This window comes from Vibrio sp. KMM 9700 (genome assembly GCF_058545285.1).
The window spans coordinates 1346695-1363500 of the sequence record NZ_CM178589.1 but is presented as its reverse complement, the minus strand read 5'-3'; the positions used below and the strand labels follow the sequence as shown (position 1 = coordinate 1363500).

The 16806-nt window shown below is 42.2% G+C and carries 13 protein-coding genes and 5 tRNA genes; 16 read left to right on the top strand and 2 right to left on the bottom strand.

Annotated features, from left to right (window positions below):
- The first annotated feature begins 69 nt into the window (after positions 1-69).
- Complete coding sequence (rep, locus tag AC2VOY_RS06085; protein ID WP_491830410.1) at positions 70-2091, top strand: DNA helicase Rep; 2022 nt, start codon at positions 70-72, stop codon at positions 2089-2091.
- A gap of 156 nt (positions 2092-2247) precedes the next feature.
- Here the strand turns inward: rep and AC2VOY_RS06080 are convergent, their stop codons facing one another.
- On the bottom strand, positions 2248-2661 hold the full coding sequence (locus AC2VOY_RS06080) for a c-type cytochrome (RefSeq protein ID WP_491830408.1): 414 nt from the start codon (positions 2659-2661) through the stop codon (positions 2248-2250).
- Positions 2662-2881: 220 nt separating this feature from the next.
- Here AC2VOY_RS06080 and AC2VOY_RS06075 point away from each other — a divergent pair.
- The 15 genes from AC2VOY_RS06075 (at position 2882) to AC2VOY_RS06005 (ending at position 15284) form a co-directional block, all read left to right on the top strand.
- Positions 2882-2958 (top strand) — tRNA-Arg (locus AC2VOY_RS06075).
- 38 nt (positions 2959-2996) lie between these two features.
- Positions 2997-3072 (top strand) — tRNA-His (locus AC2VOY_RS06070).
- 211 nt (positions 3073-3283) lie between these two features.
- Positions 3284-3360, top strand: a tRNA-Pro gene (locus tag AC2VOY_RS06065).
- A gap of 44 nt (positions 3361-3404) precedes the next feature.
- A tRNA-His gene (locus AC2VOY_RS06060) sits at positions 3405-3480 on the top strand.
- A gap of 57 nt (positions 3481-3537) precedes the next feature.
- Positions 3538-3614, top strand: a tRNA-Pro gene (locus AC2VOY_RS06055).
- A gap of 339 nt (positions 3615-3953) precedes the next feature.
- The gene (locus AC2VOY_RS06050) at positions 3954-4283 is read left to right on the top strand and encodes a metalloregulator ArsR/SmtB family transcription factor (RefSeq protein WP_491833032.1); all 330 of its coding nucleotides are present in this window, start codon (positions 3954-3956) and stop codon (positions 4281-4283) included.
- 203 nt (positions 4284-4486) lie between these two features.
- Positions 4487-4885: an arsenite efflux transporter metallochaperone ArsD gene (gene arsD, locus AC2VOY_RS06045; RefSeq protein WP_491830406.1), complete on the top strand. Its 399-nt coding sequence runs from the start codon at positions 4487-4489 to the stop codon at positions 4883-4885.
- Positions 4886-4893: 8 nt separating this feature from the next.
- Positions 4894-6663: an arsenical pump-driving ATPase gene (gene arsA, locus AC2VOY_RS06040; protein ID WP_491830405.1), complete on the top strand. Its 1770-nt coding sequence runs from the start codon at positions 4894-4896 to the stop codon at positions 6661-6663.
- A 377-nt stretch (positions 6664-7040) separates the two neighbouring features.
- Positions 7041-8741, top strand: coding sequence for a dipeptide ABC transporter ATP-binding protein (locus AC2VOY_RS06035; protein WP_491830404.1), 1701 nt, complete (start codon positions 7041-7043; stop codon positions 8739-8741).
- A gap of 81 nt (positions 8742-8822) precedes the next feature.
- Positions 8823-10385, top strand: coding sequence for an ABC transporter substrate-binding protein (locus tag AC2VOY_RS06030; protein WP_491830403.1), 1563 nt, complete (start codon positions 8823-8825; stop codon positions 10383-10385).
- Positions 10386-10624: 239 nt separating this feature from the next.
- Positions 10625-11605, top strand: coding sequence for an ABC transporter permease (locus AC2VOY_RS06025; RefSeq protein WP_491830402.1), 981 nt, complete (start codon positions 10625-10627; stop codon positions 11603-11605).
- A gap of 2 nt (positions 11606-11607) precedes the next feature.
- Positions 11608-12564, top strand: coding sequence for an ABC transporter permease (locus tag AC2VOY_RS06020; RefSeq protein ID WP_491830400.1), 957 nt, complete (start codon positions 11608-11610; stop codon positions 12562-12564).
- Between the two features lie 222 nt (positions 12565-12786).
- On the top strand, positions 12787-13794 hold the full coding sequence (locus AC2VOY_RS06015) for a Gfo/Idh/MocA family protein (RefSeq protein WP_491830399.1): 1008 nt from the start codon (positions 12787-12789) through the stop codon (positions 13792-13794).
- Between the two features lie 94 nt (positions 13795-13888).
- A complete protein-coding gene (locus AC2VOY_RS06010; protein WP_491830397.1) occupies positions 13889-14800 on the top strand; it encodes a 1,4-dihydroxy-2-naphthoyl-CoA synthase in 912 nt (303 codons plus the stop codon).
- A gap of 328 nt (positions 14801-15128) precedes the next feature.
- Positions 15129-15284 carry a hypothetical protein gene (locus tag AC2VOY_RS06005; RefSeq protein WP_491830396.1) on the top strand — a complete coding sequence of 52 codons (156 nt, stop codon included), beginning with the start codon at positions 15129-15131 and terminating at the stop codon, positions 15282-15284.
- Positions 15285-15446: 162 nt separating this feature from the next.
- Here the strand turns inward: AC2VOY_RS06005 and gorA are convergent, their stop codons facing one another.
- Positions 15447-16802, bottom strand: coding sequence for a glutathione-disulfide reductase (gene gorA, locus AC2VOY_RS06000; protein WP_491830395.1), 1356 nt, complete (start codon positions 16800-16802; stop codon positions 15447-15449).
- Between the last annotated feature and the right edge of the window lie 4 nt (positions 16803-16806).

The following is a 16806-nucleotide window of genomic DNA, read 5'->3' as shown; positions in this document are numbered from 1 at the left end:
TTTGTGTATTTTGGGTATAATCTAGCAAGTAGAAAAATAAGCAAACTTCCAACCCCCAAGAGACTTTTCATGAAGTTAAACCCAAGACAAGACGAAGCTGTTAAATATGTATCAGGCCCTTGCCTCGTACTCGCAGGCGCAGGCTCAGGTAAAACCCGTGTGATCACCAATAAAATCGCTTATTTGGTGCAAACTTGCGGTTATGCAGCAAGACATATCGCAGCTGTGACCTTTACCAATAAAGCGGCGCGTGAGATGAAAGAGCGAGTTGGCCAAACCTTGGATAAGCAAGCGGCGCGCGGTCTGATGGTCTCAACGTTTCATACTTTAGGTCTTAATATTATTTGTCGCGAATATAAAAGCTTAGGTCTAAAAGCTGGGTTTTCTTTATTTGATGATCAAGACCAACTCACGCTATTAAAAGAGCTCACTGAAAAGGAGCTGGATGGGGATAAAGACTTATTACGTCAGCTATTATCGAGTATCTCAAACTGGAAGAATGACATGCTCAGCCCAGATCAAGTGAAAGCGAGGGCAAGATCTGAGCAAGAGGTTATTTTTGCAATTTGCTTTGAGCGTTATCAAACGCAAATGCAGGCCTATAATGCGCTAGATTTTGATGATCTGATTGCATTGCCGGTGAAGCTGTTAAAAACCAATCAAGAAGTACGTGAAAAGTGGCGCAATAAAATTCGTTATTTGCTAGTGGATGAGTATCAAGATACCAATACCAGTCAATATGAGTTGGTGCGTTTATTAGTGGGAGAGCGTGGTCGCCTGACAGTGGTTGGCGATGATGATCAGTCTATTTATTCATGGCGCGGTGCTAAGCCACAAAATCTAGTCTTGCTTAGTCAAGATTATCCAAACCTAAATGTGATTAAGCTTGAGCAGAACTACCGCTCAACCAGCCGTATCTTACGCGCCGCAAATATCTTGATTGCCAACAACCCACACGTGTTTGAGAAAACGCTTTTCTCCGAGATCCCCGATGGAGAACAGCTCAAGTTATTAATCGCTAAAAATGAAGAACATGAGGCAGAGCGGATCACTGGTGAAATTATCGCGCATAAGTTCTTAAAGCGCACCCAGTATAAAGATTATGCTGTGCTTTATCGTGGAAATCATCAGTCGCGATTGATTGAGAAGTCTTTGATCCAAAACCGTATTCCTTACAAAATATCGGGTGGCACATCATTTTTCGCGCGTGCAGAAATCAAAGATATCATGGCTTACTTGCGAGTTATCGTGAACCCAGATGATGACAATGCATTCTTGCGTATTGTTAACACACCAAGACGAGAAATTGGACCTGTGACGCTAGAAAAGCTAGGAACTTACGCCAATATGCGTCAAAAGAGTTTATTTGAAGCAAGTTTTGAGCTGGGGCTTGAGCAGCATTTATCTGGTCGAGGCTTGGAAAACTTACGTCGATTCACAGCTTGGATTGTGGCGTTAGCTGATAATGCTGAGCGTGGCGATAAAGTTGAAGCAATGCGTAGTTTGATTCGTGATATTAAGTACGAAGATTGGTTATACGAAAGCTCCACTAGCCCGAAAGCTGCTGAAATGCGCATGAAAAATGTTTCTCAGCTATATGAATGGATAGTCGCTGATCTCGAAGGCGATAATTACGATCAAGAAGAAAAGACGTTAAAAGAGGTTGTTCAGCGCTTAACCTTACGTGACATGATGGAGCGAGGTGAAGGTGAAGATGATGCAGACCAAGTGCAATTGATGACTTTGCATGCATCGAAAGGTCTTGAGTTTCCTTATGTATTTTTAATGGGCGCAGAAGAGGGGATTCTACCGCACCAAACTAGTATTGATGAGGATAACGTCGAAGAAGAAAGACGCTTGATGTATGTTGGGATCACGCGAGCACAAAAAGAGCTAACTTTTACCCGTTGTCGTGAGCGCCGTCAATATGGTGAAATCATCAAACCAGAGCAAAGTCGCTTTTTAGATGAACTGCCTTATGATGATGTTAACTGGGATGAAGTGAAGAAAAAAGAAACCCCTGAAGAGCGAATGGCAAAAGGCCAAGCCAATATTGCGAATTTACGCGCAAATTTATTTGGTAAAAAGTAGCCATATTTATATTATGGTCTATCTTTAAAATAAGAGCTCTCCCCTAGCTCTTGAGCCACTTTGTAGTGTTAGTTATTTATAGTATTAATTATTTCGACATCAAAATGATCAAAGCAGAGCCAAAATATTAAACGTTTTGGCTCTTTTTGATTTTAGCTATATACCTTTGGTCATAAACTCAATCGCGGCAACTAACTCATCGCTACTACAATCACCACATGTACCCATTGCAGGCATAGCATTAAAGCCATTTAAAGCATGCTCTTTTAGCGTATCCATGCCTTTCTCAAGTCGAGGTTGCCATTCTTGGGCATTTCCTGTTTTTGGTGCGCCACTTAAGCCTGTTCCGTGGCACAAAGTACAATAGGTTTTATAAACATCTTCACCTGTGCGTGGCGCAGCCGCTACTTTCGGCTCGGCTGGTGCATCACTTTTTATATAGACACCGCCAACAGGTGCGGTTCGTTTATCTATTTCATCGACTTGTTCTTGAGTCAAAGACGCAAAAACTGGCGTAGAAAGCAAAATACTTGTTGTGATGACGGCAACATACTTGTGAATCATATCCATATACTCACTTTTATTGGGTTTTATATTTTCTTTACTCAGTGTATCTTTTTCATTTCGAGCAATAAATGATAAAAACCCAATCATATGGGCTTGGTCACAGCTTATTTTTATTCTTTTTTGCTCAATTTGGCTGAAATTCAAGCAAACAGAAAAAAAAGTGAAAAAAGTACTAGACGCGGGGGGGGGATATCCGTATTATTCGTTTCCGCCGATAGGGCATGCGCCCGTAGCTCAGCTGGATAGAGCGTTGGCCTCCGGAGCCAAAGGTCGAAGGTTCAAATCCTTTCGGGCGTACCACTTCGGAAGCTAAAATTTGTCTAGCACGTAATACAGTGGTGGCTATAGCTCAGTTGGTAGAGTCCCGGATTGTGATTCCGGTTGTCGCGAGTTCAAGCCTCGTTAGCCACCCCATTTTTTTGGGACTTTTGTTCCAGTTTTGATTGACTTATCAAAACGAACACGCTAAGATAGCGACCCTTAAATGCTTCGACGGAAGCAGAGGTTATCCTCAAAAAAACGTCAATAATCAGTGAATAGTACATCTTGGTAGTGCATCTCTGATTTTAGGTAGTAGCGGGACCGGAGGGTTGAACCTCAAAAATAACGCAACCAAGGATATACTCGGTGAATAGCGCAGCTTGGTAGCGCATCTGGTTTGGGACCAGAGGGTCGGGGGTTCGAATCCCTCTTCACCGACCACATTTAAGTTTGTGTTTCTTAAACATGAACTATATAGAATAGTGGTGGCTATAGCTCAGTTGGTAGAGTCCCGGATTGTGATTCCGGTTGTCGCGAGTTCAAGCCTCGTTAGCCACCCCATTATTAAAGTCGAGTTTTACTCGCGCACAATTCGCAATAGCGATATAAAGAAATACTCGGTGAATAGCGCAGCTTGGTAGCGCATCTGGTTTGGGACCAGAGGGTCGGGGGTTCGAATCCCTCTTCACCGACCATATAAACAAAGAAACCTTGTGATTATCGCAAGGTTTTTTTGTATCTGGAGTTTGGTAACCCCGAGGGTCGGGGGTTCGCCTGATATTAGAATTTGGCTCTTCACCGGCCATTATATAAAGAAGCCTCATAGTAATGTGAGGTTTTTTGTATCTGGAGCTTAGTAACCCCGAGGGTCGGGGGTTCGCCTGATATTAGAACTGGCTCTTCACCGGCTATTTTATAAAGAAGCCTCACAGCAATGTGGGGCTTTTTTGCTATCTATACAAAGCTTGCCTTTATTATATTGACATATAGATCGACGCATTTATGATCTTTACATAAATTTTTTTGGATCCAATATCATGAACCCACTTATTTTATATAAAGCCCTCGCAGAAGAAACGCGACTGAAATCTTTACTCCTAATGCAAAGCCAAGGTGAATTATGTGTCTGCGACTTGATGCAAGCACTTGGTTTAAGTCAGCCCAAGGTGTCACGCCATTTAGCAGAGCTAAGAAAAAATAGCATAGTGCTAGATGAGCGTCGTGGTAAATGGGTGCATTATCGAATTAACCCTGATTTGCCCCAGTGGGTGAAAGATATTTTAGCTCTGACGCTTAAAAATAATCTAAGCATGATCGAAAATGAGCTCCAGACTATTCTTTCTTGCTCATGCGCGACAAAATAAAAAGCATAAGATTTAACCGATAAACCTTCTCGCTTTGATCAATACACGATTCTAGCTTTAATCTCAGCTGGATTTCTTGACTTATATACGGATTAACATATATGATATTTCGTATATGTTAGAGTATTCCTTCGAAGAGCCAACTTCAGCAAGATAATTTGTTTCTTTAGTTGACTACTTTTCTGATAAATAGAGAGCTAGTTATGAAAATCAATAGTGTAAAAGCAGAATCACCAGTCTTATTTGTATATGATCCAGCGCTTTGCTGCAGCAGTGGTGTGTGTGGTGTGGATGCGGATCAAGAGTTAATTCAGTTTTCAGCAGATTTAGATTGGCTAAAGAAACAAGGTATTGAAGTTAAAAGATTTAACCTTGCACAAGAGCCGATGGAGTTTGCGACCAACGCACAAGTGAAAAGCTTTTTAGAAGAGCAAGGCGCGGACAAACTTCCAGTTATTCTTGTTGGCAATGAAGTGAAAGCCTCTGCGACTTATCCAAGCCGTCACGAATTAGCAGCTTGGTATGGTTTAACTGTAAGTACGGAAGAAGCAGCGCAAGAAACAAAATCATCTTGCTGTGGTTCATCCTCTAATTGCTGCTAGGAGACGATATGAAATTTTTACAAGATCTTCCTCCATATCTGTTTTTTACAGGTAAAGGCGGGGTAGGTAAAACCTCTATCTCTTGTGCAACGGCGTTATCTTTAGTTAAAGAGAAGAAGCGTGTGCTACTTGTAAGCACAGATCCTGCATCGAATGTGGCGCAAGTCTTTAGCCAAGAAATTGGTAATCAAATCACTGAAATTCAAACGGTACCAGGTTTATCTGCAATTGAGATTAACCCACAACAAGCCGCGCAAGAGTATCGCAATAAGATCATTGAGCCATTGCAAAATATCTTACCTGCTGATGCACTGCGTAGCATCGAAGAGCAGCTTTCAGGTGCATGTACCACAGAAATTGCAGCCTTTGATGAGTTTACTGATTTGCTAACCAACCCTGAGCTTTCTGAAAAATTCGATCATATTGTTTTTGATACAGCGCCAACTGGGCACACCATTCGCTTACTCCAATTGCCGGGTGCTTGGAGCAACTTTATTGAAGATAATCCAGAAGGCGCTTCATGTCTTGGGCCTATGTCTGGGCTTGAAAAGCAGCGTAGTCAATATGCGCATGCAGTGAAAATGCTAGCCGATCCACTGCAAACCCGTTTGATTCTAGTTGCGCGTGCGCAGCAAAGCGCATTAGCAGAAGTCGCACGTACTTATGAAGAGCTATATTCTTTAGGTATTCAAAAGCAGTCGCTGGTCATTAATGGCATGATGCCAGCATCTGCTGCAAAAATGGATCCATTAGCCGCAGCAATTCTTGAGCGAGAAAGTAAAGCTGTTGCTGGACTGCCAGAAGTGCTTGGAAGCTTGAGCATAGATAAGGTTGAGCTTAAAGCGCGTAATATGGTTGGTTTGGATGCCTTGGCATCTTTACTTGAAGTGAGTGAAGTTGCCTCTGAGCAAGAAGCGACTGATAAACTCACGCAAGCAGATTTAAATCCACAGAGCTCAGACAAAGCAAATCTAGCCAGCATGATCGATGAAATCGCCAAAGACGAAAAAGGTCTAGTCATGCTGATGGGTAAAGGCGGCGTAGGTAAAACCACTTTGGCTGCTTCAATAGCTGTCGGCCTTGCGAAAAAAGGCTTTGAGGTGCATTTGACGACCTCTGATCCTGCTGCGCACTTAGAGTATACTTTGCAAGGTGAGTTAGATAACCTACAAGTGAGCCGCATTGATCCAGAAGCTGAAACAGAGCAATATCGCCAGCATGTACTTGAAACGAAAGGTAAAGATTTATCTGAAGATGAATTGGCACTTTTGGAAGAGGATTTACGCTCACCTTGTACAGAAGAAATCGCTACTTTCCAAGCTTTCTCCCGTGCGATTCGTGAAGCTAGCCGTAAGTTTGTGATCATGGATACAGCGCCAACGGGCCATACTTTATTATTGCTCGATGCTACCGGTGCGTACCATAAAGAAATCGAGAAGAAGATGGGCGAAAGCAAAGGCTTTACCACCCCATTGATGCGTCTGCAAGATCCAAAAGCAACTAAGGTGTTAATTACCACGCTAGCTGAAACAACGCCAGTGTTGGAAGCCAAACACTTGCAAGAAGACTTAAAGCGCGCGGGGATTTCTCCTTGGGGTTGGGTCGTCAACAATGCTTTATCCGTGGCAAGCCCTCAGGCGCCATTGCTGATTCAACGCGCAAATCAAGAGCAAGAACAAATACAAAAAGTGGAAACGCTCAGCCAGAGAGTCGCATTAGTGCCAATGCAGTTAACCGAGCCTGTTGGTCTAGAGGCTTTAACTAAGCTTGCAGAATAATTATTTAATTTTCTAAAAAAAATAGTGAAATCAAAAGGGTAATCTTTATTTGCCCTTTTTTTATGCTTAAATTTTAAGGTTTAGATAAGTAAAAAAACCACATAAATGAAGTTGTTACAAGACTGTAATCTTTGTTGGTTTATGGTGAAATATGCTCATTTATTGCACTTTATCCAATAAATCGTCTATAAAGTTTGCAATTTGATGAATATTTTGTCAAATTAATAAAATAGCTCGCAGTTTATATCAACTCGCGAAGACGAAGGATTCGTAAATTTATATCGTAAAATGTCAATTTTAGATCAAATTGAACGATAAAGTTTTAGACAAGGAACAAGCAGTGCAGCATTCTAGTGCCACTGTGATTGAGGTCAAGCATGTCATTATTAGAAGTCAAAGATCTTTGTATCAAATATCCATCACGCCATGGTGTCCACTTGGCAGTGAAATCCCTTTCTTTTTCAATTGAGCGCGGTGAAATCGTCGGTGTCGTCGGTGAGTCAGGCGCAGGTAAATCAACCGTAGGTAATGGGATCATCGACTTACTTAGCCCTCCTGGCTATGTCGCAGATGGTGAAGTCTTTCTTGATGGTGAAAAAATTTCAGGTCTTAGCCCTGAAAAAATGAAACAAGTCCGCGGCTCTAAGATTGGCTTTATTTTCCAAGATCCTATGACCTCGCTTAACCCTCTTTTTACCGTTGAGCATCAAATCACTGAAACCATTCATGCCAATATGAAGGTGACAGAAGAAGAAGCCTATAAACGTGCGCTGAACTTGATGAACCAAGTCGGTATCCCACAACCAGAGAACCGCCTTAAACAGTATCCGCACCAATTCTCAGGCGGCATGCGTCAACGTGTGGTAATTGCGATTGCCTTGGCAGGTGAACCAGATTTAATTATTGCCGATGAGCCAACCACAGCGCTTGATGTATCGATTCAAGATCAAATCTTAGGCTTGATCCGTGAGCTCTGCATTAAAAACAATGTAGGCTGTATGCTGGTGACTCATGACATGGGTGTGGTTTCAAACGTCACAGATAAAGTTGCCGTGATGTATCGTGGTGATTTAGTTGAGTTTGGCGAAACAGCAAAAGTGCTAGGTACGCCTGAGCACGCTTATACTCGTAGCTTGATTTCTGCGGTGCCACGCTCTGATAAACGCTTCGATCGCTTCCCATTAGTTAACTACATCGAAGAAGCAGTTGAACATAAGCCGATTGATATTAAATCTCACTGGTTAGGTCAAAGCCAAGATCAGCGCGAATATACTGGGCCTTTGCTTAAAGTTGAAGATGTTAACTTACGCTTTACGACCAAAGATTCTTTCTTCCCAAGCCGCCGCGAATATGTGCAAGCTTCTAACAATGTAAGCTTTGAAGTCTTTGAAGGTGAAACCTTTGGCTTGGTGGGTGAGTCTGGTTCAGGCAAGTCAACCATAGCACGTGTAATTGCGGGTTTATATCAACCAAACTCAGGCAAAGTGACATTTGAAGGTATTGATTTAACGGATATTAAATCAGAAAGAGAGCGCAGACCGTTCCGCCGTCAAATGCAAATGGTATTTCAAAACCCATACACTTCAATGAACCCAAGAATGAAAATCTTGGACATTATCGCAGAGCCAATTCGCTTCCATAAGTTAACTGAAAATGAGCAGCAAACTCGTTCGATCGTCTATGATCTTTTAGATCACGTTGGTCTTGGGCGTATGGCTGCGGTTAAATATCCACACGAATTCTCAGGCGGTCAGCGTCAGCGCATTTCGATTGCACGTGCTTTGGCAACTCGTCCACGTTTATTGATTTGTGATGAACCAACTTCGGCACTCGATGTGTCGGTGCAAGCGCAAATCTTGAACCTATTGAAAGATCTGCAAGATGAATTAAATCTGACTATGCTCTTTATTAGCCATGATTTACCTGTGATGCGTCAGATGTGTGATCGTATCGGGGTGATGAAAATGGGAACCTTACTTGAGGTTGCGCCAGCCGAGCAGTTATATACTGCGCCAGAGCATGAGTACAGCAAGCAGCTTATCGGTTTGATGCCAGAATTTACAGGTTTAAGAGCTTAAGATAAAGCTCACTACCTTAAATATATATAAAACACAACAACATATCGTTAGGGAATTATTCCCGCATAAAGGAGTTATGCTATGAAAACATTAAAGAGTAAGTTAGTGCTCGCTATGGCAGCAGCAGGTCTAAGCTTTGGTGCTTTGGCTGCTGATATTACAGTTGCATATGATGCAGATCCTGTTTCACTTGATCCACAAGAGCAGCTTTCAGGCGGTACACTACAACTTTCTCACATGGTGTTCGATCCGCTTGTTCGTTATACCCAAGACCTTGAATTTGAACCACGTTTGGCAACAAGTTGGGAGCGAATTGATGACAAAACAATGCGCTTTAAACTGCGTGAAGGCGTAAAATTCCACTCTGGTAACCCAATGACAGCGGATGATGTTATTTGGACGTTCAACCGTCTAAAAAGCTCACCTGACTTTAAAGCAATTTTCGAACCTTATGAAAAGTTAGTTAAAGTTGACGACTACACCATCGATCTTGTATCGAAAGACGTGTATCCGCTAGTTCTACAAACAGCAACTTACATTTTCCCAATGGATAGCAAGTTCTATTCAGGTAAAGATGAAAACGGTAAAGATAAAGGCGAGATCGTGAAACATGGCAACTCATTTGCCTCAACGAACGAATCTGGTACTGGTCCTTTCATCGTTAAAGCGCGCGAGCAAGGTGTAAAAGTTGATTTTGAACGTTTCGCTGATTATTGGGATACAGAAAGCAAAGGTAATGTTGATAACCTAACGCTTAAACCAATCAAAGAAAACGCAACCCGTGTTGCTGCGCTTCTTTCTGGTGGTGTAGATATGATTGCACCGGTTGCACCAAATGATCTTGAGCGTGTGAAAGACAATGAAGGGACTGATCTGGTGACGCTACCTGGTACGCGTATCATTTCTTTCCAACTAAACCAAGACTCAAACCCAGCGCTTAAAGATAAGCGTGTTCGCCAAGCGATTGTTTATGCGATTAATAACGAAGGCATTGCAAAACGCATCATGAAAGGCTTCGCAACTGCTGCAGGTCAGCAAAGCCCAGAAGGTTACGCAGGTTACAAACCAGAGCTAACGCCACGCTATGACCTTGCAAAAGCGAAAGAGCTAATGAAAGAAGCGGGTTATGAGAATGGCTTTAGCTTATCTATGATTGCGCCAAACAACCGTTATCTCAATGATGAAAAAATTGCTCAAGCAACGTCTGCGATGCTTGCGAAAATCGGTATCAAAGTTGACCTAAAAACTATGCCAAAAGCGCAATACTGGCCTGAGTTTGATAAATGTGCGGCAGATATGCTAATGATTGGTTGGCACTCAGATACTGAAGATTCAGCGAACTTAACTGAATTCTTAACCATGACGCGTAACAGTGAAACAGGTAAAGGTCAGTACAACTGTGGTCACTACTCAAATGCGAAAGTGGATGAGCTTATCACGAAAGCAAACGTTGAAGTTGACGCTGCGAAACGTGCTGGAATGCTGCAAGAAGTTGAGCAAATTCTTTATGATGACGCTGCATTCGTTCCACTACACTGGGAAAACCTTGCTTGGGGTGCGAAATCAAATGTTGATATCAAACCTATCGTCAACAGCATGAACTTCCCATACTTTGGTGATCTTGTTGTTAACGAAGCAAAATAATTAAATTTTAAATTAGTACTTTAACCACCTTTATTTTAGTTTCTAAGATAGAGGTGGTTTATTCCCAAGAAGTTTGGGCATATTCAATAAAAATATAAATGTCAGTATTCATATCAATTAGATAATTGAAGAGGAATTGGTATTAATATTGAGTAAAGCTAGTTTTTTATAATAAAAATAGGAAATCGGCTCATTACGCAAGAAATTGCTAAAAATGAGCATTTTTAAAAGGATTTAAGATGTTTACCTTTCTCGTTAAGCGCATCTTTCAAGCGCTCGTTGTGATGTTTGTGATAAGTCTTGTCGCATTCTCCATCCAAGATAATTTAGGTGATCCATTACGCGAAATGGTGGGGCAGTCCGTATCTGATGCAGAGCGTCAGGCACTGCGTGATGAAATGGGTCTCAATGATCCTTTCCATATTAAATACCAAAGATTTTTAGTTGCTGCGGTGCATGGGGACCTTGGCGATTCTTACTTCTTCAAAAAGCCAGCACTTGATGTGATCATGGAAAAGCTACCTGCAACCCTTGAGCTGGTGTTTGGTGCATCTTTGATTATCGTTTTCTTATCGATTCCACTTGGGGTTTATTCCGCGATTCATCCGAAACGGGTGCTGACCAAAGTGATTATGGGCTTGAGTAGTATCGGGATATCGATTCCCGTATTCTTAACCGCAATCTTGCTTATGTATGTCTTTTCGATTGAGCTGCAATGGCTACCGTCATATGGGCGCGGCGAGACAGTCAGTGTCTTTGGCTTGTGGGATTCAGGTTTATTTACTATTGATGGTCTCGCGCACCTTGTACTGCCATCGATTGCCTTAGCTTCTATTATGTTACCACTCTTCATTCGTCTGGTACGCTCTGAGATGCTTGAGGTTTTAGGCTCGGAATACATCAAGTTCTGTAAAGCGAAAGGACTGAATTTAAATAAAATTTATTACCAGCATGCATTAAAGAACACCATGTTACCTGTACTTACGGTTGGTGGGGTGCAAATCGGTACCATGGTTGCTTATACGATTTTAACCGAGACAGTTTTCCAGTGGCCGGGAACTGGCTTCTTGTTCCTTGAAGCGATTAACCGTGTGGATACGCCACTGATTACTGCTTATGTCATCTTTGTCGGTCTGATCTTTGTGGTGACGAACACCATAGTCGATCTTCTATATGGGTTAGTGAACCCAACCGTGAACATTACAGGCAAAGGAGCGTAATCATGAGTAATCAAGACCTATCTACACAAGAATCGATGACGCCAAATGCTTGGAAACGATTCAAAGATTCTGACTTTTTATATTATTTTAAGCGCGATAAAGTCGCGATGTTTAGCTTTGCCGTTTTCTTAGCTTTCTTTTTAACGGCTTTGCTTGCACCTTGGATTGCGCCAACTAACCCTTATGACTTGGCAAGCATAGATATTATGAACTCTGAGTTGCCACCATCTTGGATGGACGAGGGTGACCCAGCATTTTGGCTTGGTACGGATGACCAAGGACGCGATATTTTTTCTACCATTTTATATGGTGCGCGCTTATCTTTGATGATTGGCTTTTGCGCAGTAGCCGTGCAGCTTTTCCTTGGGATCATCATTGGTCTAACAGCAGGTTACTTCGGTGGTCGCTTGGATAGCCTTTTGATGCGTGTTGCGGATGTACAATTGTCTTTCTCAACCATGATGGTTGCGATCATTGTCTCAGCAATTTTTAAAGCGAGCTTTGGTAGTGAGTTTTATAGCCAATATGCCGTATTGATGCTGATTGTGATTATTGGTGTTGCGGAGTGGCCGCAATATGCACGTACGATTCGCGCATCTGTATTGGCTGAGAAGAAGAAAGAATATGTGGAGGCTTCTCGCGTGATGGGTTTTGGTTCATTGCGTATTATGTTCCGTCATATCCTGCCAAACTGCTTGTCACCTATCTTGGTTATTTCAACTGTGCAGGTGGCGAATGCGATTATGTCTGAAGCGGCGCTGTCTTTCTTAGGTTTAGGTCTACCGGTAGACAAACCATCATTGGGCTCTTTAATCAGCATTGGCTTTAACTATATTTTCTCTGGCTCTTGGTGGATCACGGCTTTCCCTGGGATTGTTTTAGTCTTGATCGTGCTGGTGATTAACCTGCTTGGGGATTGGTTACGTGATGTGTTCAATCCTAAGTTGTATAAGGGTTAATTTGTTTATTCGTCATATTTGAAATAAAACCACTGTGGGGGTCCTGCGGTGGTTTTTTTATGTGCTATATTCAGTGTCCGTGGGTTTGCTTATGTTTATCCCATGCCGCAAAGACGCTCTAGCCATCCATGGTCGCTATGACTTGCACGTCCCTGTGCAAGTAATCTTTGCTCTATGGGATTAAACATAAGCAAATTTCAACCAACATCTAGGAAGTTCATCATGATACGTTTAGCTGTAATTGGTACCAATTGGATCTCAAATAAGTTTGTTGAAGCCGCGCTTGCAACGAGCAAGTTTAGCCTCAGTGCTGTTTATTCGCGTAAACTTGGATCTGCGCAAGAGTTTGCCGCGCCATTTCACACGAGCCAATCGCCAGTCTTTTTTACCGATCTAAATGAAATGGCTGATTCAGATACATTTGACGCTGTATATATCGCAAGTCCAAACTCATTGCATGCGCCGCAAAGCATTCAAATGCTAAAAGCGGGCAAACATGTGATTTGTGAAAAGCCGATAGCCTCTAACTTACGTGAAGCTGAAGAAATGTATCAAGTAGCCAAAGAGTCGGGCAAGGTTTTATTTGAAGCATACAAGAGTGAGTACTTACCTAATTTTAAGCTTATCTCTGAGCATCTGCCAAGCCTTGGTAAGTTGCACAAAGCTACTTTTAGTTATTGCCAGTATTCTTCGCGTTATCAAAAATATTTAGATGGTGAGAATCCAAATACATTTAACCCTGCATTTTCAAATGGCTCAATTATGGATATTGGCTATTATGCAGTAGCCTCTGCTGTTGCCTTGTTCGGTGAACCAGAACAAATAATTGCAAGTGCTTACTTACTTGATTCGGGTGTGGATGCACATGGCTGCGTGATCTTGCAAAGCTTTAAAGGTTATCCTGAATTATGTATGACGATTCAGCATTCCAAAGTCACGGACTCACATCAGCCAAGTGAAATTCAAGGTGAAGCTGCCAGCATGTCTATTCACCATATCTCGGCATGTGAAGGGATTGAGGTTCAAAAGCGTGGTGAAGAAAAATCGACGCCATATCAAGCAGAGCAAGCTGAGAATACCATGCTTGATGAAGCGCTGTATTTTGCCCAGCAGATTGAGTCTGGAAAATTATGCGAAAAAGCCAAGCAACGTTCACTGGCTACGGCAAAAGTGCTGACAGAAGTACGTCGTCAAACGGGCGTGGTGTTTCCTGCGGATAGCGCTAAATAAAGCTATTTTTGAAGTGAGATGAGCATTTTGATTTTGTGCTAAAATCTTACCCCAAACCTAAATTATATTTATTCCAGCAATAAAAGGGCAAATGATGAGTCAAACCAATCAAGTTTCAGATATTTTTAACCCAGAAGACTGGCGCGAAGTGGAAGGCTTTGCATTTGAAGATATTACTTATCACCGCGCAGTTGAGGCGGGTGTCGTACGTATTGCGTTTAACCGCCCTGAGTGTCGTAACGCATTTCGCCCAAAAACAGTTGATGAGCTGTATACTGCACTGGAACATGCGCGCATCTCAAGTGATGTGGGTTGTGTGCTCATCACTGGTAATGGACCAAGTGCAAAAGATGGCGGTTGGGCATTTTGCTCCGGTGGCGATCAGCGCATTCGTGGACGTGATGGCTATAAATATGAAGGCATGCCACAAGATCAAATTGACCCAGCTAAACTTGGTCGCCTGCATATCCTTGAAGTGCAACGCTTAATTCGCTTTATGCCAAAAGCTGTGATTGCTGTTGTGCCGGGTTGGGCTGCTGGCGGTGGTCACTCCTTGCATGTTGTCTGTGATTTAACTTTAGCTTCAAAAGAGCATGCTGTGTTTAAACAAACTGACCTAGATGTGGCAAGTTTTGATTCTGGTTATGGCTCAGCATATTTAGCCAAAATGGTTGGTCAGAAAAAAGCTCGTGAAATCTTCTTCTTAGGATTAGATTATAGCGCACAAGATGCGTTTGAAATGGGTATGGTGAATAAAGTTGTGCCGCATGCTGAGCTTGAAAAAGAAGCCCTTGAATGGGGTAAAATCATCTGCCAGAAATCACCAACGGCGCTGCGCATGATGAAGTTTGGATTAAACCTAACTGATGATGGCATGGTTGGTCAGCAGATTTTTGCTGGTGAAGCAACGCGTTTAGCTTATGGCACGGATGAGGCGCAAGAAGGGCGAGATTCTTTCCTTGAGAAGCGTCCAAAAGATTTCTCTAAGTTTCCATATCACTACTAATTACAGTCATAACTATTGACTCAAATATGAAGGCGGCCTCTGGTCGCTTTTTTTATATGTGATAGTAAAATGTAAATTTATTACATTTGTGAGCTTAAATAACTTAATTATTTAGGGGTATATAGAGTAATGTTTTAATTTGCGATCTAAAATAAATTCATAGCCATTTTAGACAGCTTTAAATTGATTTAAATCATACTGATAGTTCAATTTCATTTGAAATTCAAACGAAATTAGTTGTAAACTTACTACAGAGTGCTTGTTTTTTGAGCGTTGCAGTGTTTTAATATGTGAAACAGGTCGCAAGAATTATCATTGAAGGTCAATTATGCAAAATCAAGCAAGCTTAAACACAGAAAATGTTCTCCCACAAACTAATTCAAAGCTTAAAGAAACTTTGGTTGAGTTAGCAAGTGTATTAACATTATTTGCTGTGACTTCAACGATTGTGTTGATGACAAGCCTAACTTGGATCAACTTATAAGTTATCCTTTAGAGCCGATGCCTCATCCTTGAGGAAAAGAATAATAAGTGCCACAAGCCATGTCGATTGGGTTGTGGCATTTTTGTATGTGCTTGATGAAAAAATAAAAAAAGCTCAGCAGAAAAACCGGCTGAGCTTTTTATTTGATTAAAAATCAATCACTTAACGCATTGTTACGAATTCTTCAGAGCCAGTTGGGTGAATCGCAACCGTCGCATCAAAGTCAGCCTTGGTTGCGCCCATCTTAATGGCGACCGCAAAGCCTTGGATCATCTCATCAACGGTAAAGCCAATGCCGTGTAGACCAACAACTTTTTCATCTGCGCCGGCGCAAACAAGCTTCATCTTACAAGGTTGGCGGTGCGCGGTGACAGCTGTATACATAGCAGTAAAGCCAGATGTATAAACCTTCACATTTTCTTCGCCATATTGCTCAATTGCTTCTTGCTCAGTTACGCCAACCGTGCCGATTGGTGGGTGGCTAAACACAACTGTTGGAATGCAAGAGTAATCCATTTTCGCATCAGGTTTGTTATTAAACAGACGCTCTGAAAGTTGACGACCTGCTTTCACCGCAACAGGGGTGAGCTCAACACCACCTTCCATAATGTCACCGACACAATAAATGCCTTCAACATTGGTTGCTTGGTATTCATCAACTTTAATATAGCCGCGTTCATTAGTCTCAACGCCAGTTGCTGCAAGGTTAATTGCATCCGTTGCTGGGTGGCGACCAATCGCCCAAATCAGGCAATCTACTGTGTAGCTTTCGCCGTTTTCAAGCTCAAGAGTTAAGCTATCATCTGCGTTCTTGGTCACTTGTTTTGGCACTGAGTGAGTATGTAGGGTTGGTCCTTCAGTGTTCATCACTTCCACAAGCGTATCGATGATCATAGGATCAAAGCTGCGCAGTGGTGACTCTTTACGCACAAATAAATCTGTCTTCGTGCCAAGCGCATGCAGCACACCTGCAATTTCAACCGCGATGTAGCCTGCGCCCACAACTGCGACACGTTTTGGCTGCTCATTTAGCTCAAAGAAACCATTTGAATCTATGCCATATTCAGCGCCAGGAATATTTGGAATCGTCGGACGACCACCAACAGCGATTGTGATGTGATCAGCTGTATACTGCTCACCATTTACTTCAACAGTTTTTGCATCCACAAATTTTGCAAAGCCACGGATCACTTCAACTTTATTGTTCCCTAATACGCGATCATAAGACTCGTGGATACGGCCGATATATGCTTGGCGGCTTTCAACTAATTTTGACCAAGAGAAACCTTTTTGCTCCACATCAAAGCCATAATCTTTAGCATAAAGATGAATAGCTTCAGCAACTTGGGCGCCATGCCACATCACTTTTTTTGGCACACAACCCACGTTGACACAAGTGCCGCCTAAATCTTTTGCTTCAATCAATGCAACCTTTGCACCATACATAGCTGCGCGGTTGGCAGAGGCGATACCACCACTACCACCACCAATACAGATATAATCGAAATGTTTTGCCATTATG